This is a genomic window from Streptomyces sp. NPDC093089 (genome assembly GCF_044754405.1).
Lineage (GTDB): Bacteria > Actinomycetota > Actinomycetes > Streptomycetales > Streptomycetaceae > Streptomyces.
In genome coordinates this window covers 382,065-404,986 of the sequence record NZ_JBIVPA010000008.1, presented here as the reverse complement: position 1 = coordinate 404,986, position 22,922 = coordinate 382,065, and the positions used below count along the sequence as shown (strand labels likewise).

At 68.8% G+C, this 22,922-nt stretch carries 13 protein-coding genes and 2 pseudogenes; 7 read left to right on the top strand and 8 right to left on the bottom strand.

What is annotated here, in order from left to right; all coding sequences use genetic code 11:
• Positions 1-103: 103 nt before the first annotated feature.
• On the top strand, positions 104-868 hold the full coding sequence (locus ACIQFX_RS21280) for a D-Ala-D-Ala carboxypeptidase family metallohydrolase (RefSeq protein ID WP_402465486.1): 765 nt from the start codon (positions 104-106) through the stop codon (positions 866-868).
• 507 nt (positions 869-1,375) lie between these two features.
• Here the strand turns inward: ACIQFX_RS21280 and ACIQFX_RS21275 are convergent.
• Complete coding sequence (locus tag ACIQFX_RS21275; RefSeq protein WP_402465484.1) at positions 1,376-1,591, bottom strand: hypothetical protein; 216 nt, start codon at positions 1,589-1,591, stop codon at positions 1,376-1,378.
• Positions 1,592-1,741: 150 nt separating this feature from the next.
• Here ACIQFX_RS21275 and ACIQFX_RS21270 point away from each other — a divergent pair.
• Positions 1,742-2,338, top strand: a pseudogene (locus ACIQFX_RS21270) (polyprenyl synthetase family protein); the annotation flags it as partial.
• 156 nt (positions 2,339-2,494) lie between these two features.
• Here ACIQFX_RS21270 and ACIQFX_RS21265 read toward each other — a convergent pair.
• The 5 genes from ACIQFX_RS21265 to ACIQFX_RS21245 all read right to left on the bottom strand — a co-directional run bounded on the left by ACIQFX_RS21265 (position 2,495) and on the right by ACIQFX_RS21245 (position 6,680).
• Positions 2,495-2,818, bottom strand: coding sequence for a hypothetical protein (locus ACIQFX_RS21265; protein WP_402465648.1), 324 nt, complete (start codon positions 2,816-2,818; stop codon positions 2,495-2,497).
• 457 nt (positions 2,819-3,275) lie between these two features.
• Positions 3,276-3,833 carry an NAD-dependent epimerase/dehydratase family protein gene (locus tag ACIQFX_RS21260; protein WP_402465481.1) on the bottom strand — a complete coding sequence of 186 codons (558 nt, stop codon included), beginning with the start codon at positions 3,831-3,833 and terminating at the stop codon, positions 3,276-3,278.
• Positions 3,834-4,463: 630 nt separating this feature from the next.
• Positions 4,464-5,516 carry a M12 family metallopeptidase gene (locus ACIQFX_RS21255; protein ID WP_402465479.1) on the bottom strand — a complete coding sequence of 351 codons (1,053 nt, stop codon included), beginning with the start codon at positions 5,514-5,516 and terminating at the stop codon, positions 4,464-4,466.
• A gap of 34 nt (positions 5,517-5,550) precedes the next feature.
• A complete protein-coding gene (locus ACIQFX_RS21250) occupies positions 5,551-5,892 on the bottom strand; it encodes a hypothetical protein (RefSeq protein ID WP_402465476.1) in 342 nt (113 codons plus the stop codon).
• Between the two features lie 590 nt (positions 5,893-6,482).
• Entirely contained in the window at positions 6,483-6,680 is a 198-nt protein-coding gene (locus tag ACIQFX_RS21245) for a hypothetical protein (RefSeq protein WP_402465473.1), read from the bottom strand.
• A 196-nt stretch (positions 6,681-6,876) separates the two neighbouring features.
• On the opposite strand from ACIQFX_RS21245, the pseudogene ACIQFX_RS21240 reads away from it, so the two are divergent.
• A pseudogene (locus tag ACIQFX_RS21240) lies at positions 6,877-6,924 on the top strand (hypothetical protein); the annotation flags it as partial.
• A gap of 216 nt (positions 6,925-7,140) precedes the next feature.
• Positions 7,141-7,890, top strand: coding sequence for a hypothetical protein (locus tag ACIQFX_RS21235; protein ID WP_402465471.1), 750 nt, complete (start codon positions 7,141-7,143; stop codon positions 7,888-7,890).
• Between the two features lie 312 nt (positions 7,891-8,202).
• On the opposite strand, the gene ACIQFX_RS21230 is transcribed toward ACIQFX_RS21235, so the two are convergent.
• Both ACIQFX_RS21230 and ACIQFX_RS21225 read right to left on the bottom strand, forming a co-directional pair.
• The gene (locus ACIQFX_RS21230; RefSeq protein ID WP_402465468.1) at positions 8,203-9,171 is read right to left on the bottom strand and encodes a hypothetical protein; all 969 of its coding nucleotides are present in this window, start codon (positions 9,169-9,171) and stop codon (positions 8,203-8,205) included.
• A gap of 119 nt (positions 9,172-9,290) precedes the next feature.
• Positions 9,291-16,931, bottom strand: coding sequence for a DNRLRE domain-containing protein (locus ACIQFX_RS21225; RefSeq protein ID WP_402465642.1), 7,641 nt, complete (start codon positions 16,929-16,931; stop codon positions 9,291-9,293).
• A 1,499-nt stretch (positions 16,932-18,430) separates the two neighbouring features.
• Here ACIQFX_RS21225 and ACIQFX_RS21220 point away from each other — a divergent pair.
• The 3 genes from ACIQFX_RS21220 to ACIQFX_RS21210 all read left to right on the top strand — a co-directional run bounded on the left by ACIQFX_RS21220 (position 18,431) and on the right by ACIQFX_RS21210 (position 22,611).
• A complete protein-coding gene (locus tag ACIQFX_RS21220; protein ID WP_402465466.1) occupies positions 18,431-18,685 on the top strand; it encodes an EF-hand domain-containing protein in 255 nt (84 codons plus the stop codon).
• 162 nt (positions 18,686-18,847) lie between these two features.
• The gene (locus tag ACIQFX_RS21215; protein ID WP_402465464.1) at positions 18,848-19,753 is read left to right on the top strand and encodes a helix-turn-helix transcriptional regulator; all 906 of its coding nucleotides are present in this window, start codon (positions 18,848-18,850) and stop codon (positions 19,751-19,753) included.
• A gap of 134 nt (positions 19,754-19,887) precedes the next feature.
• Positions 19,888-22,611 (top strand): M4 family metallopeptidase, encoded by a 2,724-nt coding sequence (locus ACIQFX_RS21210; protein WP_402465462.1) that lies wholly within the window; start codon positions 19,888-19,890, stop codon positions 22,609-22,611.
• Positions 22,612-22,922: the final 311 nt, after the last annotated feature.

Here is a 22,922-nt window from a genome sequence, read left to right as displayed (position 1 = left end):
TCGAGTGGGGACTCGACTACATCAAGTCCCGCTACAGCACTCCGTGCGGGGCATGGTCCTTCTGGCAGTCCCACAACTGGTACTAGGAAAAGAGGAGTTCACCATGACAACGGCATCCGACCTGTCCCGCCGTTCACTGCTGCGCTTCGGCGCCGGCGCGGCTGCGGCCACCGGTCTGGCCGTCGCCGGCGGTCTGGTCCTGGCTTCCCCGGCCGCCGCGTACGGCTGGCCCTCGCAGCTCGCCCAGGGCGCGAGCGGCGCGGCCGTCACGGAGCTCCAGATCAGGATCGCGGGCTGGGCGGCGAGCTCGGCCCAGCAGACGTACGTCACCGTCGACGGCCAGTTCGGCCCCGGCACCGGCGCGGCGCTGCGCCGCTTCCAGGCGGCGTACGGGCTCTCCGCCGACGGGGTGGCCGGGCCCCAGACCTTCAGCCAGCTCAACGCGCTGGAGAGCTCCGACGGCTCGACCGCGCACTTCGACTTCTCCGAGTTCCAGAGCAAGGACGGCTCAGGCTTCTCGGGCGGCAAGGTGGGCGCGGCGACCGTGAAGGAGAACGTGCGCCGCAACATGTACAAGCTGGAGGCGCTGCGCAAGAAGTGCGGCGACCGGGCCGTCACGATCAACTCCGGCTTCCGCAGCATCTCCCACAACTCCTCGGTGGGCGGCGCCTCGAACTCCATGCACCTGTACGGCATCGCCGCGGACGTCGCCATCTCCGGGCTGTCCACGAAGAGCATCTACCAGAAGGCCGAGACCTGCGGGTACTCGGGTCTGGAGACGTACACGGTGTCGTGGCAGCACGTGGACTCCCGGGTCGAGTACGCGTACGGCTCGCAGTCGTGGTGGTGGGAGGACGGCGTGGCCTGAGCCCGGACGCGTGCCCGCCACGGCGGGCACGCGAGGTGCGACGTGGATCACAGTCATAGGCGGTGCGGAGTGGAACCGGACGTGCGCGCTTCCCCTCTCTACGTCTGGTAATGCCGTGCGGGCCCTCCCCCCGGGGCCGCACGGTTCCTCCGCCCCGCCCTGTTCGTCACGTCCTGCTCCCAGGGCGACGAGCACGTCCGCTTCGGCGACAAGCCGGGCACGCCTCGGCCACTCCCTACCGCCGCCGTGGCCGACGTGACACGGCAGGCCGCACAGCACGTGCCGGACGTGCGCGGGCAGGGCCGGTAGTGGTGGGGCAACTCGGCAGCGACCTCCAGGGGCGCTCCCCGCGCGGAGCCCGCCGGCACCGTCTCCGGGGACAGGGACCCGTGAGCCCGATGGTGGCAGCAGGCCGGCCCCGACGCCGGCATCCGATCGGCGGCCGGCAGATCGGGGCGATGAACAGGACGTGGAAGTACGCGATGCGCCCGAGCGGCTGGTGGACGGTCAGTTCGTCGAGGGCCCGTTCCCCGCTCGCACCGGCACCCCCTCACGAAGGGGCGCCTCCGGCGCGGGGGCGGGGCAGGCGCACCGGTAGCCGGCCGGTCGCTCGCCGTCGAGGGCGGCGGTGACGGCCCGGGTCGCCTCGTCCGGGGCCGCGAAGTGCGTCGCCCAGCCGTGGCCGGGCGCGGGCAGCAGAACCAGGTCCGACCACAGGGACACTGCGCGTACTGCTCTCGTACCGGAGGCCCTGCGGGCGGTGGACGTGGAGGGGCTGCGATGAACGCCCTGCCGAAGCCGTCGTCGTCGGCCTGCTCACGCGTAGGCACACCTGCCGGCTCATCCGCCGTCGGTCCTGCGGGCGCGGCGCTGATGAGCCCGCCCCGCCCTCACCACCCCTCGCCGTCCGCCGTCCTGGACCGCTGCCGTGCGCTGGTCCGGCCGGCACTGGTGGAGGCGGTGGGAAGGTTGTACCCCTGGACCGGTGAGATGTCGGCGTACGCACCGGGCTGGGCCGACGCCTCAGGGACGCCGAACCCGGGCGGATCGGAGGGCAAGGGGGGTACGGCAGACCCTGGCTGTGCTCGGAGCAGAGGCCGTCGGGGCCGACGGCGCCGACGCCGTCCCGGGAGCCGTGGCCGTCGAACTCGTCCGCACCTTCTGACTGCTCCACGACGACATCATGGATGCCGACGCACGGCGCCGACAGCGCCCGGCGGTGTGGAAGACGTACGGGACGGGCCCGGCCGTTCTCGCAGCGACGCGCTCCTCGCCCAGGCCGTGGCGACCCTGGCCGAGGCCCGGAGCCGGCACACAGGAGCCGCGGTCCGGTGCCCGTGCAGGACCCTCAACACACTGGTGAGCGGCCAGGCACAGGATCTGGGCTTCGAGGACCGCCCGTGGCACGGGTCCGGAGCGGTAGGCCCGGACGAGTACCGTTCGATGGCCGACCAGAAGACGGGCGCCCTGACGACGACGAGGCCGCACACGTCGCAGCGCTGGTGGAGAAGGCCGGCGGCCGGTCGGCAACCCACGACGAGGCACTCCGCCACCTGTACACCGCCCGCCGTACCTTGCGCGACACACCGCTTACGCCCACGGCCGTACAGCAACTGGACACGCTGTTCACGCACTTGCTCGCCCGAACCTGGTGGCCCGCGGCCTGCGAGGAGGGGCGTCGCCCCGTACCTCGGCCGCATGATGGCCGAACGGCGTCACCACCAGAGGTGGTGACGCCGTCATGGGCGCGATCGGCACGCCGCCGATGAGGAATGCCAGGTCGCTGTTGTGGTGGTTGCCGAAGGCGAAGGGGACGTCGGCGCAGTGCCACGCCCGAACGCTTCCGTCGGGTTCGGTGCGGTGCCGGTCGAAGCGCGCGAGATAGGCCCGGCCGCCGGCCTGGGGGCCTGCCGGCCCGGACTGAATTCGGCGCCCGTGAAGGCGCAGCATGACGGCATGCTCGCCTTTGCCGCGGCGGTCTTCGAGGACCAGCGGAGGCGTGCGGAGCCGTGGAGGGGCGGCGAGCCGAGCGGGGCGCCGACGGAGATGCTCACGACCCCGATGACGCGGTCGATCCTGAGTGGGCTGAGTCGGCGCAGGACTCAAGCGTCCATCGCGAACGAACTGGACGTCAGCACGCGCACCCTGACCAACCATTTGACACGGTTGTGCGAGCGACTGGGATTCGGGCCCGGAGGCCAGTTCCGATTGGGGCGACAGTGAGCAACCTCAGAGGAACGCCATCTGGGTTGAGGCGAGCTTGACGAAGCCTTCCGGCCCGATGCGTTGAGTGCCACGCACCGAGCCGGGTGAACAGCGCGGCAAGGGTGCGGATCGTGTTCCACGGGTCGTTGCTCATCAAGGTTCCTCATGTGCGTAGGGGCAGGCTCGCCCGTGGCCACGGACGTCATCGCAGCGTGGACGACTCCGTGTGGGCAGATCGACCTGTTCGGGATTGAAGGATGGCGCTGTCCAGCTTCGTGCACGCGTTCACCGCGAGTGCGCCAGAGGGTAGGTCGTCCAGCGCCTGGGAGACGGCGTCGATCGCGGTCGGGGCGATGAACGGCTCGTCGCCCTGGACGTTGATGTATGCGTCGGCGGCGAGGGCTTGCATGTGGGATCGCATGCCGTTGTGGAGGTCGACTTGAGGCTGCCGACCCAGGACCTCGTGGGCGCGGCCGGGGTTGGCGCGGGTCGTGAGGACGTCGCCGCTGCGAGGGTTCTCCTGGTGCACCTCGATCTCGCGGCCGACCAGGCTCCGTGCTATGCCGATCACTTCGAGCAGCGAGGCGCTGGAGCCGCCACCCACGTTGATCACGTCCCTCGGGTTCGACGTCGTGGCCGCCGCGATCGTGGCGGAGACCGCGTCGTCGATGTAGGTGAAGCCCCGGCGTTGGTGTCCGTCTCCGTACAGGCGCAGCGGCCCGCCCGTCAGGGCAGCCTGCAGGGTGCGGTGCGTGAACATGTCGGAGCGTTGACGGTGTCCCGTAGACGGTGAAGTGCCGCAGCGGCGCCACCTCGACCCCGCCCCACGTCGTGAGCGCCTCGTCCAGCTCCGCGTGCAGGTCCTGCAAGGACTCCGGCACGGGGCCGGAACCCGTCGGATCGGCGGCCCCCGCGCCCAGCACCTTCCGGACCGGCGCCTCTAACTCGTGCCGCGCCGAACGCGGCCGGCACAGGTACGAGACCGTCTGCGACAGCACCCCGCTGCCGGAGCCCTTCTTGAACTCGATCACCACGGGGCTGCCGTTCCAGGGGCGTTGCAAAGTCCGGTGATCTCGTGGGTGCGCTGGTCAGGCGATGCTCAGGAGGTGGGTGACGCAGCCCTCGCCGCCTACGCGGGTCGGGCAGCAGTTGCAGTCGTTCCACCAGCGACAACCCTGCCGTGCCGTCCGGCGCGGGCGACTTGATCAGACGCACGGTGGCAGACTGGCGGCACATCGAAGCTCCGGTGGTTCAGGGCGACTTGGGAAGGTCACCCGGTTCAACCGGAGCTTCGTTGCGTTCGTGACGGGCCGACCCGGACACTCACACCGCCGCGACCAGCGGACTCATGCGCGACCGGGACTGTGAAACAGCCCTGACCCGCCTGCGGTCACCAGTACATGACCGACGCGTTCGCAGAACCCCACGTGGAGTACATCCGGACGCGGAGAATGTACCGGCGCCCCTTGAAGAGTTTTGCCTCGAAGCGGCCATTGCGGTCCTCGCCGCTGTCGTCTTCGCCAGTGATGTAGCGCGGGTTCTCTTCACCGACTTGCTCAAAGAGGACCATCTTCACGTCGGCGTTTCCGAAGGTGCTGAACTGATACTTCTGACTCATCTCCGGGATGACCTCGTAGTCGGCCTGTTCTCCTGAGGCGAGGTCAAGTACCGACGACTGGAACGGCTTCAGCTCTTCCATGTGCGGAGCCAGCGGCGGATACCACGTGCGCACGTACTCCTTGTCATGATCAGACAGTTGAAGCGGAGAAGAAATTCCGGCCCGGTATTCCTCCGGCCGCTTGATGAGACCGGATACAAAGCCGTACTCCATGATGGACAGCACGTCCCACTGCGAACCGCTCACCTGGTCCGTGGAGAGCTTGCGGATGATGTTGTGATAGGTCGTCTCCGCGGGCCAGAAATTGGGTGGGCCCGCCATGTACTCGTAGACCTTGTCCACGTACCACTCGATGCCGGCGAACGGATTCTGGTGCTCATGGCAGAAGCCGATCGAATGCCCTATCTCGTGCCGGACCGTGGCTTTTCCGTAGGGCGAGGTCGGGTCCCATCCGAAGTTCATCGTGGCCTCTGAGGAGCCGATGCCGAGACAGTCCGTGCCCACGTACGACCAGGAGCCGTCATCGGCAAAGGTGATTCGGATCTCCGATTCCTCAGGGTTGTCCTCGGGACGGAACTTCAGCCCGATGCCAAGGCTCTCCCACTCCTCGAAACCGTTGTGGACCTCGGTCAACCACGCTTTCGCCACGCCGTCGCCGGCACCGTCAAGGAAGCTGTACCGCAGCTGGGTACCGTTCAGCCACTTCGCATGATTGGCCAGTATCGCCCTGGTCCGCGGACGACTGAGGCTCGAGGGTAGTACGGGGATTCTCTGTGGAGGCTGGGCGCAGTACCGCTGAGCATCCTTTTCCTGTTGAGCGGTCATGGTGGTGCTCCTGACTTCATGCTCGCGGTGGAGCTCAGATGTCCACGTTCACGCCACCGGGATAGGCATACTGGTCGTGCGGGCGCATCGTCACTGTCTTCCATGCTCCGGTCGAGCCGATTTGAATGCAGGAGTCGAACGGGTAGAGATACGTATACACGGGCCCGTAGCGCCCCTCCCACTTGTAGCCGTCGTCGGACTCGGCGTACCAGTAGAAGAACTGCCGGTTGTTGGGTGCGAGAAGGATTCGCTCGTAGGGCTTGATGCGCCACCAGCCCATGGTCCGGTAGTTTCCGTACTGCCCACAGCTCTGGGGGTCCCAGTACATTCCAACCACCTGGATCGTCGAGGAATGACTGTTGCGGAAGTACGGCATGATCATTCTCCTCGCTGCCGAGACGCCTCTACGTGCTCGCGCCACCGTTCTGCGAGAGTGGTCTGCGGCACTTCTTCCACGGACACGACGGGAGGTGCCGGTGCCGCCGCGGCGCCAGAGCCATCGGCCGCCTGAACCTCGACCTCATGAAGTGTTGAGTCGAGCCCGCTCCGAACATCCTCCTCCGGTGCCTCTTGGATCAGTTCGACAGCCGGCTCGAAACTCTGGAGCGGCGCCGGGGTACCGGTCGGTTGATTGTTGGACATAGTGAATTACCCCATCACTTTCTACTGATGGCGGAATTTCCGGGACACGCCCGGGCCGAGAGTGATTGACCACTGAAGGACTTTTCCTGGCCTGGCTTGTGATCTTGGAAGGTTCGACGAGTGATCGGTGATCGCAGTCGGCGAATCCCGGTCGAACCAAACGCCCCCAAGTTCAATAATGCTCCAGATTTCACTGTCATACATCTCGGGGAAGCGGCTTCACTGCGGCGATTTTCGCTGATTTACAGTTGAACAGATCACGCAAGATTCCCGTCTCTCCATGGGGGCGGGCAGGGGTGTCGGTACAGGGAATGTGATGGCCGGTCAGGCGTCCCGGGCTCGGCCCAGCAGGACTGCCCCGGTCGGCGCGGCCAGGGCGATCCATCCCGGCAGAAGGACGTACTCCTGGAGCCCGACCAGCAGGACCGGCGCGCCCTCGCCTCCCGATTCGATCCCCGCGACGGCCGCCGCGCCGCGGGTCGGCGAGCGGTCCGTGGAGCGTTGGCGCCGCCAGTGGAGCAAGTACGGCGTAGCGGGGTCCTGTCGAAGGGATCGCCGGGGCGGCCGAGGCTCGGCGACGCGCAGATCGCGAGGCTGGAACGGGAACTGGGACGCGGGCCGCTGGTCCACGGCTGGGTCGACCAGCGGTGGACACCGGTCCGGATCAGGACGCTGATCGGCCGGCTGTTCCACGTGGGCTACACGGTGGTACACGTGGCTGCTGCTGAAGCGGCATGGCTGGTTCTGGCAGCAGCCCGCCCGGCGGGCGATCGGGCGTGACGACGTGGCGGTCGAGGTCCGGAAGAAGGAGACCTGGCCGCGGGTGAGAGCACCGCGGCGGCGTGTGGCGACCGGATCGTCTTCGAGGACGAAGCCGGCCGCCACACACCGCCGCGAGCCAGGAGCTGGGGACGCCGGGGCTCCACGTCGGAGCTCCACGCCGGTGGTCCGGGTCCGTGGCCGACCCTCGGGTCGGGTGTCCATGGCCGGGCTGACCTGCTACAAGCCGGGGAAGCGGTCCCGGATGCCCTCCTCGGTCCGCGAGCACCGGGGCCGCAGGGGCGAGCCGAAGGGCATCGGCCGGCGCGACCTGTTGGTCAGAGCGCACATCCGGCTCGGCGGTCCGATCGTGCTCGTACGGGACAACCTGCGAATGAACCTGGTCGAGCCGCTGCGCGAGTTCATCGCCGACCACGCGGACCGGCTCACCGTCTTCCCGCTTCCGAGTTACTCACCGGATGCGGACGTCGCTCCGGTCCGTGCCGACGTCGTGCGCGTACCGGAGGAGGGACTCCCGGACCGTGGCCGGCATGGGGACTTCGCGGAAGTCGCCGGCCTTGCGGTGCTTGAGCGGGGCGCGCTGGCGGGTCCTCCCGTCGATCTGCTCGGTGATGCGGTACACGCCGTCGGCGACCATCCCTTCGAGGTCGGCTGCGAACGCTTCACCGTTCCGGTGCCCGCACCCGGACATCAGGTCGATGACGACGACGAGCGCCTTGGAGGCGACCTCCTTGAGGGCGTGGATCTCCTCCACGGTGGAAATGGTGATCCGAGTGGGGATGTACTCCGGCGGGACAACACCCCGGAAGAGGGCGTCGGCTGTCCCGCCCCTGTGATGGGCGTCCCGAAGGATCTTCATGAGATTGACGGCAAGCTTCTGAGAGGGGTCTTCGCAGGTCGGAGTAGGCGGGGCGAGTCCATGATCTCGGCGATTCACGGCCGTGAGGGGTGATTCTGCACGGTGCTGATGACGACTCGATGCCGACTTCTCTGATGCGTCATCAGGTATGGCGGCCGTGTCCGAGCCCTGCGAGTGCGCATCATGGTGCAGTTCTCGACGCGAGAACGTGATCGCGCACGGGTGCGTGGGCACTTTTGGCCGTGGCTCGGCACGACCCTCTTCTCGTCACCTCCGACGCGTGGAAGGCCTTCGCCGCCCCGGGGACCGCTTCGAGGTCCCCGGGGACGGCAGGTTCCAGCTGACGGTCGCGATGGAGACCGCCCACCTCTGCGAGTACCGCTGGGCGACGGGTCGCCCGGCGGGTCAGAACAGCGAGTTGTCACCCCGCAGCCGGCGTCGCAGGAACGTGGCGAAGGTCTGGTCCTCCAGGCAGGTGAGGGCCGAGGCGTCCGGCTCGATGTAGGCGACGCGCCACTCCTCGGGGGCGCCCTTGGCGGTGAGCCAGCCGAACGCCCGGCCCCCGACCTCTCCCCACTGCAGGAACAGCCCGTCCTCGTCCAGCCGGCGCAGTGCCGGGGTCCCCGGACCGCCCGAGACGGGGAAGACCCGTACGCCGGCGACGACGCCGCCGGGGAACTCCCTCATGATCGCCAGGTAGTCCTCCGGGAGCGCGCCGAGCGACTCGCCCGCCCGGCCGAGCAGTTCCTCCGCGTACTGCCGGACGCCGGGAACGCCGATGCTCCGCACGCGGGTGACGATCTCCTCGACCGCCCCGATGTCGCGGTTCGCCAGCACCACGGCCGTCGCACGCTTGTCGTCGGCGACCTTCCAGAAGGTGCCCGCCTCGTACTCCTGGTACGTCTCGAAAGCGGGCGTTCCCTCGGAACGTCCCGTGACGGCCCGCGCGACGAACTCCGAGGCGGAGAAGGGAAGGTCCAGCCAGAACTGGAAGTCGGTGTCCGTGAGAACGGTCGTCCAGTCCGCGGTGTCGGCGGAGGTGGTGTCCCACAGCAGCACGCCGTCGTTGGCGGTGCGCCCCCAGGGCACCATGCCGCGGGGCTGCGGGTGCAGCGGCAGCCAGAGCTCCTGCTCGCGGCTCTCCAGGGCCTCCTTCATGTCCGCGATGCGCAGCGCGGTCTCCCGTGTGAAGTCCTCCAGGGAGCGCACCGGGGCGTCGGTCCCGCCGATCAGCACGGAAGCCGCGATCACCCCCTGCGGCAGGACCTGGACCAGCAGCTCGAAGTCCTCGGGGACGACCTGGCCGTACCCCTCTCCCTCCGGCCGCACCGGGGCGTCGAGACCCAGCAGCCGGACGACGTCGAGATGATTCATGTGTTCCTTCCTTGACGGCAGCGGCGGTGGGGCGGCGGCCGACGCCGCTCACCCCACCGCCTCTTCTGCGCCGCATCAGCCCCTCGGGGGACTCACGGCTTCAGTGGCTTCCGGGCCCGTCAGTCGTGGACTCCGGACGGTATCAGCCGGGAGAACGCCCCCGATGAACTCGAGACGTACATGTGCACGCCGATCGGGTTCACGTAGCCAGGGGCATACACCGGAATGGACTGGTAGTAGACCTTCTCGCCGAGCTTGAGACGCCTTTCGATCTCGTACTCGACGGTCCGCATGCCCTCCTTCTGGTTCTGGTACATGGTCGTCGGGACGATGTTCTCCCGGTAGTGGCTGCCGCCGAACTCACGGGCGATGAGGTGGGCCCGGTTCCAGTCGTCGGCCTCGTCCTGGAGGTCCCAGCCGCGCGGGTTCTGCGGACCCGTGTTGTCGAGGCTGGCCGGCTGGGAGGGGTCCAGACAGGCGAACCCGCCGGTGGCGCGGCCCTGCGTGTCCACCGGGGTGTTCCATACGAGGCTCGGCCCGGACGAGCTCTGGCACTTCCGGCTCTCCTCACCGGCGCCGTCGATCGCCTTGCGCTGGGGAGAGTTGTCCTCCTCGGCCGTGGGGGCCAGGCGCGCGAACAGCCGGACCAGGTCGGAGACCGCCTTCCCGGTGTGGAAGCCCTGCGGACCGCTGCCGGGCGGCGTGGGAGCCGATCCCGGCGACGGGGACGGCGTGGGCGCCGTGCTGGTCCCACTGGACGCGCTGGACGAGGACGCCTCCTCCGCGGTCGGGATCATCTGGCCGATCGCCGTCGCCGCGTCCGAGAGGTTCTTCTGCCCCTCGGGCGTGGCCGCGTACAGGGCCGTGACCAGAGCCGCGCCCGCCCACCAGATGGCCGGGATCGCGAAGGCGAGGTGGCCGTCCAGCTCGACGAAGCTGGTCGGGTTGCCGCCGGCGAACGCGTAGCGGTTGCCGGTGAACGGGTCCGCGCCCAGGTTCATGTCGGCCAGGGCGCCGTTGTACATGTCCCGGGTCGTGAAGCGGTTGAGACCCGGGCTGTAGTCCCGGAAGCCCATGTCGTACGTGCCCGACTGGGCGTCCCAGCGCTTCGCGTTGAAGCGGTAGGGGTTGTACGCCTGCTTCGTCGGGTCCCCGGCATCCGGCTTGTCGATGCCCGTGAACTCCGACTCGTCGTCGGTGCCGTAGGCGGTGTAGCCGTAGGTCGCCTTGGTGTCGCCGTCCTTGTCGGTCAGCGTCTCGACGTCGCTGTGCGCGTTGTAGCCGTAGAAGCCGTCCTCGCCCGTGCCGTCGGCGTTGTGCTTGACCTGGGACAGGCGCTCGCCCCACGGGCTGTACTGGTACGACTTGGTGAGCTGGCCGGCGACCTCTTCGCTCAGCACCTCACCGGACAGGCCGAGGTAGTTGAAGTCGGTCTTCTTGCCGTCGGCCGTCTTCGAGGCGGTGCGGTCGAGCGGGTCGAAGGTGTACGTCGTCGACTTCATCGCGCCGGTCCCGTCCCGCTTCTGGGACTCCACGACGTGGTCGAAGCCGTCGTACACACTCCTCTCGATGACCTGGCCGCCCGCGGTGACGGACTCCTGCCGCCCGAACGGGTCGTAGTTGTAGGTGGCCGCCGAGCCCCCGGTGGTGGCCCGGAGCAGGCGGTTGCGGTCGTACTCGTAGGCGGTGGTGACGTTCTTGACCGTCTGCGAGATGACGTTGGCGTTGTCGTCGTGGACGTACTTCTCGGTGCCCGCGCCGGTGCCGGTCTTGACCGACTGGGTGAGCCGGCCCGCCGGGTCGTAGGTGTAGTCGGTGGTCGATTCGAGGTACGCCGCGTGGTTGTCGGCGTTCATCTTCTTCGCGACGTCCCGCGCCTTGCTGCCGTTCAGGTCGTAGGCGTAGGTGTGCGAGGAGACGAGCGTCCCGGAGCCCTTCTTCTCCGTGGTCGACCTCAGATCACCGCCGAGGAGGTAGGTGTGGTCGACGGTGTTGCCGTTGGCCTTGGTCTCGGTGAGCCGCTGGCCGCGGTCGTTGAACGTGAACGACGTGACCTTCGGCGACGCGTCCGCGGCGGACTTGCCGACCGAGACCGACCTGACCAGCTCGCGCAGGTCGTAGGCGTACTTCGAGAACTGGTCGGGGTGCGTGACCGTATCGGCCTGACCGTTGGCGTCGTACGTGTACGACGTGACCTTCTTCTCCTGGCCCGCGAGGGCCTCGGTCACCTTCTGGACCTTGTTCAGGCCGGTGTAGGCGATCGTGTAGGCGTCGATCTCGGCGCCGGAAGAGGTGTCGTCGATCGACGTCACGTTGCCGTTGACGTCGTAGCCGTAGGTGAAGGTCCGCTTCTCGGAGTCCGTCTCGCCGGACGTGTCCCTGACCAGCTTGACCGCGTCGGCGACCACGATGCCCGAGCTGCCCTGCGCCAGCTTGAGCTTGGCGTCGTTGCCCTGCTTCAGACTGTAGGAGCCCAGCGTCACCCAGGTGCCGGTGCCGGCCGTCTGGTCCTTGCTGACCGACGGGTGGGTCGTCGTCCCCTGCGACAGCGTGTACGTGGCCGCCGTGGCCGCGCCCGTGACCCGCGGGTACTTCACGTACGCGGTGTACGTGCCGTCCTTCGGGACGTTGAGCGTCCAGGTGAAGGCGTCGGTGCCCGTGCCGGCTGCGTGGGTGCGGTGGTCGTAGCCCTGCTGACCGGTGATGCCGCCGGTCGCCCAGGTGCCGGTGACGGAGGTGTGCTGGGTGTCGGAGTTGTCGACGAGCACGACCGACTTGCCGACCGGCACGCCGTCGTCCGACTTGGACTTCAGCTTGCCGTCGGGGTAGTACGACTGCGTCATGGTGCGGTCCGAGGAACCGCCCGCCGACGTGAGCGTCCGGGCCTTCTGCAGCCCGAGCTCGGTGTAGTCGTACGTCGTGGTGATGTCCCACGGGTCGGTGGACTTCTTCGTCCAGCCGTTGTCGAAGTACTCCATGACGGTGTCGTTGCGGACCGTCTGGCCCTGCGACGGCGGCAGCGACTGCCGCTCCACCCGGCCCACCGCGTCGTACACGGTCTGGGTGTAGACGTTCGGGTCGTTGTTCTCGGGGTCGTTCGGGTCGTAGGGCTGGTACTGCTTGACCGGACGGTTCAGCGCGTCGTACTCGGTGCGCGAGGTGAAGTCGTCCGCGGTGGCCGTCGCCGTGCCCTTGGGCGTGATCACCTTGGTGCCGTTGCCGACCTGGTCGTACTCGTACTTGCTGATGCGGAACGTGGTCGCGTCGTAGGGGACCTTGACCTCGGTCTGCTTGCCCCGCTCGTCGTAGGTGTAGGTCGTGGTGCTGTTCCCCGGGTCCGTGGACGTGAGGACCAGGGAGTCCTTGTCGTAGGTGCGCGAACTGACCTTGCCCGCCGGGTCCGTGGAGCTGGTGAGCCGGTGGTTCAGGTCGTACGCCATCCTGGACGTGTAGTCCGTGGCGTCCGGGGTCGCGTTCTTCTTCGGGTCGACGACCTTGACGGCGTTGCCGACGTCGTCGAACTCGTAGGAGATCTTGTCACCGGCCGCGTTGACCGCCGAGGTGAGCTGGTAGATCTCGTCGTAGTGGTGGGTGGTGACGTAGTCGGTGGCGTCCGACGTCGTCAGCGAACCCTTCGGCTCGGTGACGGTCTTGAGGTTGCCGACCTTGTCGTAGGTGTAGGACGTCTTCCGCTCGGGGGACGTCGGCGTGTCCTTGGGGGCCGTGGCCGAGACGAGCTGGTCCGCGACGTCGTACACCGCGGTCGAGACCGCCCCGTTCGGCGCCGTCGACGTGGTGACGTTGTCGTTGGCGTCGTAGACCGGTGCGGGGGTGGTGATGAACACGCCCGCGTTCTGGTCCTTCGGGACCGTGTTCTCCTTCGGACGTCCGAAGGCGTCGTAGGTCTGCGTGGTCTTCTTGCCGAGCGCGTCGGTGACCTCGGTGACCTGACCTCGCACGTCGTAGACGAAGGACGTCGTCCTGCCCAGGGCGTCGGTGATCTTCGCCGGGTAGCCCGTGGGGCCGAAGTCGCTCGTCGTCGACGGGTTGCCGTTGGGGTCGGTGGCCTTGGTGAGCTGGCCGTAGGAGTTGTACTCGTACGAGGTGGTGTAGTCACCGGCCGTGGGGGTGGCGACGCCCTTGGGGTCGGTGACCGTCTTCAGGTTGCCGAAGGAGTCGTACCCGAACTGCCACTTGCGGCCCTCCGGAGAGGTCTTGGTGGCCAGGTCGGCCGAGTAGCCGTCCAGACGGGTCAGGTACGTGTACTGGGCCGAGTTCGCCGGGTACGTGCCGGGGGCGCAGTCGCCCGGAGGCGGGACGCCGGACTTGTTGCTCTCCGCGTCGCGCTTCCAGAGCGGGTAGCCCGTCCTCTGGTCGTAGCAGTAGGCGGTCTTGGCCCCGTTGGCCTCCTCCAGGTACGTGACGTTGTTGTCCGCGTCCCAGCTCATCTTCGTGGTCTGGGACTTGGCGTTCGTGGTCTGGACCGGGCGGCCGAAGTCGTCCGACACGTAGTCGGTGGCGTGCGACTGGGCGTCGGTCACCTTGGTGTCGACGAACTTGGGGTTCCCGGCGTCGACCGCGTAGCCGAAGGTGGTGACACCCTGCAGACGCTCGGTGATCGTTTTCGTCCACCAGTGGTACTTCGGGTCGTCACCGGCCTGCGGCGAGAAGTACGTCATGGCGGTGGCGTTGCCACGCGGGTCGGTGATCTTGACCAGCTTGACGTTCTTGTTGCCCTGGGTGGCGTCGTACGCGAAGCCGAAGACCTTCGGCTGGCTGGAACCGGCACCATCGGTGATCTTGGTGAGCAGGCCCTTGTCGGAGTACTCGAAGGTGAACGTGCGACCCGAGATCTCGGTCATCGACTTGATGTGGTCGATGACCTTCGGGTTGGAGCTGTCGGCCTTGGAGTAGTACTCGACCGTCAGCGACTGACGGCCGACCGGGTCGGTGATGTACTTCAGGAACTTGGTCGGCTTGTTGTTCGACTTCCGCTCTTCGTACGTGTACGTCTGGGTGTTGCCGTTCTTCTCGACCAGCGACGTCAGGTAGCCGTCGCAGCCGAACAGGAACCGCGAGCCGTCAGGACGGGTCATCGTCCAGGCGTCCGGGACCGGGTCCTTCAGCGGGGTGCAGTCCAGACCGGGCTTGGCCGCCAGCTTGTAGTGGACGCCGGCCGGCGCCTTCCACGTGTTGGCGGTCGAGTCCCAGCGGAACACGTGGGTGGTGCCGTCGCCGTCCGGGAGACGGATCTCGGTCGGGTTGGGCTTGGGGTGGAACTCCAGCGGAGCGCCGAGTCGGATCGGGCCCGACGCCTGGAAGGACCAGCCGGAGCCGGAGACGGTGTCGGAGGTGTCCTGGCTGTTGTACGCGAAGCGGGCGAAGGTGGTGACACCGCGGCCCGGGTTGGTGAACGCGTTGTACTGCCAGACGCTGTTGCCGGACGCCAGGTTGTTCATGATCGTGGAACCGGCGCCGGTGTTCTTGCCCGTGTAGGAGTAGAACTTCTCCATGCCGAGCTGGTTGGAGGTCGGGTCCTCGACCGCGACGTTCTGGCTCAGGCCGGGAATGCCGGAGGTGCCCGAGGTCCAGGTGCCGGTCGTCTTGTTGTGGACGTCCCAGGTCAGCACGTAGTCGGTGCGCTTGTTGCCGTTGTCCGAGTTGATCGGGGTCTTCACCTGCGCCTGCAGGCTGACCGAGCCGCCCGGGGCGACGTTCGCCGGGAGCGCCGTCCGCACCTGGTTGCCGCCGGTGGTGACGTCCGTGCCGTCGGGCAGGGTCCACCGGTAGCTCAGGACGTGATCGGCCGAAGTCCAGCTGGAGGCGGTCGTGTTGGTGAGGGTGAAGTCGACCGTGTAGTCGGAGTTCGGGGTCATGCGCGCGGGGGTCTGCGGCGCGTAGTACGTCGACTCGGTGGTGGAGTCGATGTACGTGACCACGATCCTGGGCGCGAGCCTCGGCTCGGCGCCCTCGGACGACAGGAACAGGGTGCGTTCCTGCTTGGCGACCTCGTCGGCCATCTTGAGGACGACGCCCTTCTGCGAGGAAGGGGTGGTGACCCAGGACTGGGCGAGGGAGGTGACGTTCCAGTCGTGGCGGGCGGGGTCGTTCGTCTTCGCGCCGGTGTCGGACACGACAGCGCCGAAGTCACCACCCGGGCTGGTCCAGCTGGTCGCCGCGTCGGCCTTGTTCCACGTCGCCGACTCGTCGAAGTCCCGCGTCAGCGGACGCAGTTCGTAGAGGGCGCCCGTGGTGTCCTGGGCGGTCTGGGTGGACCAGAGGCGGACGTTCGCGTCCAGGACGCGGGCCGTGGCGGGGATGCCGAGGGCCGGGAACTTCAGCAGCGCGCGGGTGTCGTCGTGGGTGGCGGAGTTGTTGCCGACCGACAGCCAGTTCTTCGGACCGGAGTCGTCGATGGTGTCGTGTGCGGTGGTGGGCTGGAGCGCGGACAGGGTGGTGTCGTCTGTCGCGGTCAGCACCTTCGTCGTGCGACCGGCCTTCGGCAGGCGTACGAGCTGGGTGGGGGCGGCGACGACCTGCCCGTCCTTCGTCTTGACCGCGACCATGTAGTAGTAGGCGCGGCCGAACGGGTCGGGGTCGTCGGCCTTCGTCGGCGTCGCGGAGGTGTCGGTGAAGGACGTGGTGCCGGGTGCGACGGGTGCCACCAGGGTGGCGGCCGAGGGGGTGAAGGTCTGGCTGATCGAGCGGTGGACCTGGTACTCGACGAGGTCGTCGCCGGTGGCGACGGGGTCCTTGTCCTGGTACGCGGACCAGTTCAGCTCGGCGCCGGTGTCGTGGATCGTGGTCGGGGCGGCGAGGTCGACGCCCTGGCGGCCGAAGGTGAGGACGAGGCGAGGGTAGTTGGCGGTCTCGCCGCCGTACCCGAACTCGCTGCCCTCGTAACGGGGCCCGCCCTTGGGGCCGTTGGCGGACTCGTCACCGGCCTTGATGACGAAGCCGTTGTTCGTGTAGGTGCCGTCGATCCACTGCTGGACCGTCTTCGTCACCGGGAAGGAGTGCCAGGCGTTCAGCTCGCCCGGCTGCTTGGTGACCACACCGCCCTTGGTGAACCGCACCGCGTCCGCGATCACCGAGGTCGTGGTGGAGGCGGGGCCGTCACCGAGGACGATCTTGCCCAGCGTGCCGGCCCTGAAGGGGTGCGAGCCGAGCGTCTTCCACACGCCGCCGGTGCCGGCCTGCTGGTCGACGGTGTACGCCTTCGTCCCACCGTCGTAGGTCACGGTGTACGGAGCGTTCGCGGCCCGGTCCGACGCAGGTACGTAGTGCGTCTCGACCTGGTAGGTGCCGTCCTCGGGGAGGCTCGGCTGCCAGGTGTACGTGTCACCCGCGACCGAATCCTTGTTGTACATGTACGTCTGGTTCACCGCGTACTGCGTGTACGCCGTGTTCCCCGACGCCGGCCACGCGCCCACAGCAGCGGTACGGTCTGCCTCGCCGTTGTCCACGACCACGGCGGTGCCGGACAGCTCGCCGGTGAACGTGCTGGCACCGTTCCAGGTGGCCTGGTCCTCGGTCCACGCGCCGGTGGCCCGGTGGGCCTCCAGCCGCACCTCCGAGTCACCGGTGGTGTGGTACTGGTCGAACCACAGCTTCAGATCGGCGGAATCGAGCTTCGTCCCGGCCGGGATGCTGCTGATCGGGAACCGGACGAGGGCGCGTGAGGCACCGGTCGACGTGTTGCCGACGGACAGGCGCCAGTTGTCCTTGTAGTTCGTCGTCGGACCGTCCGACGAGATCATCACGTCCTGCGCCGTCGCCGGCGTCGGGGCGATCGAGATCGTCGGGTCGATGGTGACCGGATACTGACGTTCCGGGGCGGCGAGCCACTTCGCGTCGGGGGTGACCGTCAGCTCCCAGCCCTTGCCCGCCCGCGACAGCTTCTGCTGCACGGCCGCGCTGTAACCAGTGCCGTACGGGGCCTTGGCGTCCTTCCGCGCGTCCGTCATGAACGCCGCCGGAATCACCAGAACCGGATCGGCGCCCTCACCGTAGAAGGAGACCGAGCCGTCCTTGTTCTGCTTCGGCTTCAGGCCACCCGCATCGAGGGTGAAGGTGAAGGACACCGGACCGGACGGCTTCGCGTCCAGGACGATGTTCTCCTTCACCCGTCCGGGACCGACCACGTACGACAGGTCCGCACCGGACACCGCGTTCTTGTACGTGACGGTGTCGCCCTCGGCCACCGGCGCGAGCTTCCCCGCACCCTTCAGACCGAGAGTCACCGTGTGGCCGTCGGCCTGGAAGCGCAGCAGCCGCTCCGCGTCCGAGCCGAACCAACTGTTCGCCACATTCGTCGTGTTGGAGAACGCGAAGCCCTCGGCAGCGGACGGGGCGACCGTGGGGTCGATGTCCTTCCACGACCTGCCCGCCCGGTACCCGGTCGGGACGGCCGACACCTCGGCCTGCACACGCCCGTCGGACAGCTGCCAGTAGCGGGCGTTAGCCGTCCGCTTCCCGGTCAGCTCGGCGACACGCTTCGGCTTCGCCGCCGCCTTGCCCTTCGGCAGCTTCTCCCGACTCGGCAGCACCGGATCACCGCCGGTCCGCGGGGCCTCGGATCCGTCGCCGTCCTCGGAATCCGAGAACCAGCCGTCGAAGAAGCCGCCTTTACCCTCTCCTTCCCTGCCTGAAACCGGCACCGCATAAGCAGCTTGTGGCAACATGGTTCCGGCCATTGCCGAAACCACGAGGCAGGCTATTACCCGCCCGTATTTCACTTTCACGCCATCCCCTTCATCGGCGCCCGTCCCGCACGGGGCGGAACAGGCGCACGGACACGCCGGCACGGGGCACTCCGTCGCCGGTCGCGATGGTTCCGACCTCGACCGGAGCACCTCAGGGCATGTCGAATCGGACCGCCTTCCGGGCAGGGGAAGGCGGCCTCGCCAGAGGTGCGCCGATCATGACGGGGGGATTCTTCAACATGGAGTTGATGTCACGTCAACTGCTCACGCATTTAGAACATTTCACCGCGCGGGCAAATGGAGAAAGGCTACTCGAAAGGGCCATCTCGAAAGCCGGCATGCAGCTGAGGGCAAACACGACACCGAGCCTTTTCCGACCTCACGCCGACGCGTGGTGAAGGACGGGGGCGGCCTGGACGATCGTCGGCCGCCCTGGGGCTGGCGTCGAGGAGGCGGCGGCATGCCGTCGCTCGTATGGCGGTTAGACGCCATGGCGGATAGCCGCCCGCCCGGGCACTTACCCGGAGGGACGGATTCCCGTTTGGATCATCCGCATGACACCGATACCCGGAAACCGGTCGGCGCTGACGGCGACCGACCTCGCAGTCGCCGACCGGTTGGACGCACGTCTGCTCAATGTCACCGGCCTCGCCGAAACGCAGCTGGACGACACGCGCGGTGCCATGGTGCAGAGGGGCGACTTCAACGTCGGCGAGTCGGTGGCCGAGGCGCTCATCGCCGGGCAGGACGCCAACAGGGACAAGGCGCTGTCCTTCGAGGAGTTCTTGGCCGACCCGAACAAGGCCTGAGAGCTGAACGACGAACCGCGCCCGTCCGGGCGGGGCCGCACGGCCTCCTCCCCGGCGGACGTCTCCCTGCTCGCCCTGCTCGGCCTCGGCCCCGAGGAGGACGCCGTCTACCGACTGCTCGTCGACCGGCCGGACAGCGAACCGGCCTCCCTCGCCGGGCCGTTGACCCCGCAGGAGGTCGCCCGCGCGCTCGACGTGCTCGTCGAGCGGGGCCTGGCCAGCGCCCGGCGCGGCCCGGACCGCACCTCCCCGCGCTACCGCGCCGCCTCCCCGCTCCTCGCCCTGGGCCCGCTCGTCGAGGCCCGCCGCGGCGCCCTCCACCAGGTCGAGGACCTGGTCACCGAGTTGTCCGAACGGCACCGCGCGGCCCAGGACCGCGCCTCCGGCGCTCCCGTCGAGGTGCTGTCGGGCGCCGCCGCGATCCGGCGCCGGCTGCTCGCGATGGGCCGGGAGGCACAGCACGAGGTCTGCTCGCTGATCCCCGCCCGAAGGGTGCCCGTCGCGCTCTCCGCCGAGGAGGGCCTCGACGAGGTCGAGCGCGAGTCCATGGCACGCGGTGTGCTGCTGCGCTCGGTGCTGGAGCGCGGCTGGTTCGACCGGCCGGAGACCGCCGCCTCCGCCACCCTGCTCGCGGAACAGGGGCAGAGCGTCACGGTCACCGACCGGGTGCCGATCAAGATGATCATCGCGGACCGTCGCACGGCGCTGCTGCCGCTCGACCCCGAGCGCGAGGAGACCGAGCCGATCGCACTCGTCGTGCACCGCAGCGGTCTGCTCACCGCCCTCCAGTCCCTCTTCGACCAGTGCTACGCACAGGCCACCCCGCTGCGGGTGGGCGCGGGGGAGGCGACCCCCGTCGGCGACCTCCTCGACGGACTCGACCGTGACGTCCTCGCGCTGTTGCACGTCGGCCTCACCGACGTCACCATCGCCCGCCAACTGGGCGTCGGACACCGCACCGTGCAGCGCAGGCTCCGGGCCCTGATGGCCCGGGCGAACGCGGCGACCCGCTTCCAGCTCGGCTGTCACGCGGTGCGGGCCGGCTGGCTGGAGGGGGACCCCGGCTGAGGCGCGTTTACGCCTCAGCCACTTTGCGCCACCGGTGATCCCTTGTAGTGGGCACCTTGCGTGGCGAAGCATCGACGCACCGATCACGTGGAGCTCCTCAGCTCCACGTTTCTGTGTGTGATGGGGAGGACGTTGTGGCAAAGAGATCGATATGCCGGGTCGTGGCCGCGTCAGTGGTGGCCGCCGCCACCGGTTCAGCGCTGCTGACCGGGCCCGCCTGGGCCGCCGACGAGACGCCCGGCACCGCCGCGGCCACCGGCGCGCCGGTCCCGGTGGCGCCCGCCGTGACCCAGGGCTTGGACAAGGAGGTCAGGAGCGGCACCCCCGCCCAGGCCGCCCGCGCCCACATGGCGGACCACGAGGACACCTACAAGGTGCCCGTGTCCGACCTGAAGACGGTCCGCACCACCAAGGACGGCGACCAGACCACCGTCCGTTTCCGCCAGGAGCACGACGGCGTCCCGGTGTTCGGCACCGAGTACGCGGTGCAGACGCAGCCGGCCGAGGACGGCCGCCGGGTCACCTCCGCCACCGGCACCCTCTACACGGACCTCACGGTCTCCACGACCCCCGGGGTCGACGAGGGCACCGCCCAGCGGCGCCTGTTCCTGCTCGACGCGAACCTGCGCGGTGTCGAGGGCGCCAGGACCGCCGCACACGGCCTGACGGTGCTGCCCGACGCCCAGGGCGGCCGGCTGGCCTGGCACTTCACCGTCACCGGCGCCAAGAAGGACGGCAGCCCGGTCCGCCAGGAGGCGTACGTCGACGCCCGCGTCGGCGGCCTCGCCCTCTCCTACAACAACATCGACGCCGCCGACGCCGCGCCTGCCCAGGCCACCGGTGTCCGCGTCGACGGCAGCGAGGCGGAGCTGGAGGCCGACAAGGCGGCCGACGGCTCGTACACGCTCGTCGACTCCGCCCGCGCCATGTACCCCGTCACCGGCGGCCAGATCCGCACCTACGACGCCCAGCGCAAGGGCTACCTCGACGTCGCCGGCGGCCCGGTCACCGACGACGTGCCGCTGGTGAGGTCCGCCACCGACCGCTTCGACGGCGCGAACACCGCCTCCGGCGCCGTCGACGCCCACCTCAACGCCGCCAAGGTCTACGAGTTCTACAAGAACGAGATCGGCCGCGACGGCGTCGACGGCAAGGGCGGCACGATCCACTCCGTCGTCAACGTCGCCAGCAACGGCAAGGACTACGCCAACGCCTTCTGGGACGGCTCCAAGATGGTGTACGGCCACATGAACGGCGTACCGCTGTCCGTGGGCCTGGACGTCGTCGGCCACGAGATGACGCACGGCGTCACCGAGCACAGCGCGGGCCTCGTCTACCTCAACCAGTCGGGCGCCCTCAACGAGGCGATCTCCGACTACTTCGGCAACGCCATGGAGACCGCCGACAAGGGCATCGCCATGGGCGACGCCACCTCCGGGCTCGTCGGCGAGTACCTGTGCAACGGCACCAAGCCGCTGGACGAGTGCGCGCTGCGCGACCTGAACGACGGCCGCAACGCCCAGAAGGACTACGAACCGATCCCGCTCGACATCGACAACGGCGGGGTCCACTACAACTCCACCATCGTCGGCGGCGCCCTGTGGGACATGCGCAAGTCGATCGACACCGGGCTCGCCGACCGGATCGTCTACCGCGCCGCGCAGAACTACCTCACCCCGCTGGCCGGCTTCACCGAGATGCGCACCGCGGTCACGCTGGCCGCCAAGTCCCTGAACGTCTCCGACGGCGACCGGGCGAAGATCGCCGCCGCCTTCGACGCGCACGGCATCGAGGACGGCTGGGAGCGCAAGGCCGGCACGCACGACGGCACCACCATCGGCGCCGACGTCCTGCCCGCCTACGAGGTGTACGGCGGCGTCGACGAGCAGGCCGCGCAGATCAGCGGCGACGTGTACGCCATCGCCCACGGCGACGCCGTCGCCTGGGACCGGGGCTCGGCCGCGTTCGGCATCACCGTCGGCCGGTTCAGCAAGCAGGACGGAGAGTCCGACCACGAACTCGCCCAGGACGACGCCTACCTGCTCGACCCCTCGCTCGACAAGGACCGGGTCGTCTTCACCCGGGTCGCCGCCGACGGCGTCGGCATCTACGGCGCCGGCGACAAGGGCCAGGGCGAGATCAAGAAGATCGTCGACGCCCCCGACGCCGACGAGACCGAGCCGGTCACCGAGGACGGCGCCCTCGCCTACATCTCCACCACCGTCGACGGCGAGCAGGACGTCATGCTCCGGAAGGCCGACGGAACCAGGGTGAACGTGACGCCCGAGCCCGGCACCCGGGCCGCCCGCCTCGCCATGAGGAACGGCACGATCGCCTGGGCCGGCGGCGCCGACGGCACCTACGGGACCGTCTACGACATCGCCACCGGCAGGACCCAGGCCAAGCGCATGGCGGGCTTCCTGTTCGGCCGGATCACCGACGTCCAGCTCACCTCGGACCGGATCTTCTGGCGCAACACCCAGGCGTTCCTGTTCCGCAGCGACTCGGTCGAGACGGCGCCGGTCGCCGACCTGACGCAGACCAAGAAGCTGAAGGCGCCGACGTCCATGTACATCGGCCAGTTCTCGGTCACCGACGACTACTTCGCGTACTCGACGACCGACTTCTGGGGCGGCTTCGGCAGCTGGTCGGGCCCTTGGAAGGTCAAGGTCGCGCCGACCGCCGACGTCGTGAACGGCACCGCCGCGTACCAGCGCGTCTCCTGCTCCTCCGGCACGCAGATGGCCCCCTCCCTCGGTGACGGCCAGCGCGCCGTCTGGGTGGACACCACGGCCGCCGCGTCGGACGTGGTGACCCGCGAGACGTTCGCCGCCACCTGCGAGGACCAGGCGTACTGATCACGAGCGTTGTCGACGCCGGCTGTTCCTGGTCATGGCGAGGACCTCCGGTGTGGTGGAGCCGTCCAGGCTCTCGGCTACGCGGGCCCGGGTGGCGGCCGCCACCCGGGCCCGGTCGAGCGGATGGGGTGTGTACGGGCCGGACGGACCGGCCCGTACGTGCTCCCCGCGGCCGGTCGAGGCGTCGACTCCGCCTGGAACGCCTGTTCGTTCGGTCTGCGTTCCGTGCGGGGGGATCGCTCGTGCGGGTGGTGTGGCGGGCGAAGGGCCCGTCGTGGGCCCCAGGGCGGGGGGTGACTCGCGATCATGCC

Bases quoted from the DNA above. Each gene is read 5' to 3' on its own strand.
- ACIQFX_RS21280 (WP_402465486.1), top strand. From the start codon at position 104: ATGACAACGGCATCCGACCTGTCCCGCCGTTCACTGCTGCGCTTCGGC.
- ACIQFX_RS21265 (WP_402465648.1), bottom strand. From the start codon at position 2,818: ATGCTGCGCCTTCACGGGCGCCGAATTCAGTCCGGGCCGGCAGGCCCC.
- ACIQFX_RS21260 (WP_402465481.1), bottom strand. From the start codon at position 3,833: ATGTTCACGCACCGCACCCTGCAGGCTGCCCTGACGGGCGGGCCGCTG.
- ACIQFX_RS21255 (WP_402465479.1), bottom strand. From the start codon at position 5,516: ATGACCGCTCAACAGGAAAAGGATGCTCAGCGGTACTGCGCCCAGCCT.
- ACIQFX_RS21250 (WP_402465476.1), bottom strand. From the start codon at position 5,892: ATGCCGTACTTCCGCAACAGTCATTCCTCGACGATCCAGGTGGTTGGA.
- ACIQFX_RS21235 (WP_402465471.1), top strand. From the start codon at position 7,141: ATGGCCGGGCTGACCTGCTACAAGCCGGGGAAGCGGTCCCGGATGCCC.
- ACIQFX_RS21230 (WP_402465468.1), bottom strand. From the start codon at position 9,171: ATGAATCATCTCGACGTCGTCCGGCTGCTGGGTCTCGACGCCCCGGTG.
- ACIQFX_RS21225 (WP_402465642.1), bottom strand. From the start codon at position 16,931: ATGATCTCGTCGGACGGTCCGACGACGAACTACAAGGACAACTGGCGC.
- ACIQFX_RS21220 (WP_402465466.1), top strand. From the start codon at position 18,431: ATGACACCGATACCCGGAAACCGGTCGGCGCTGACGGCGACCGACCTC.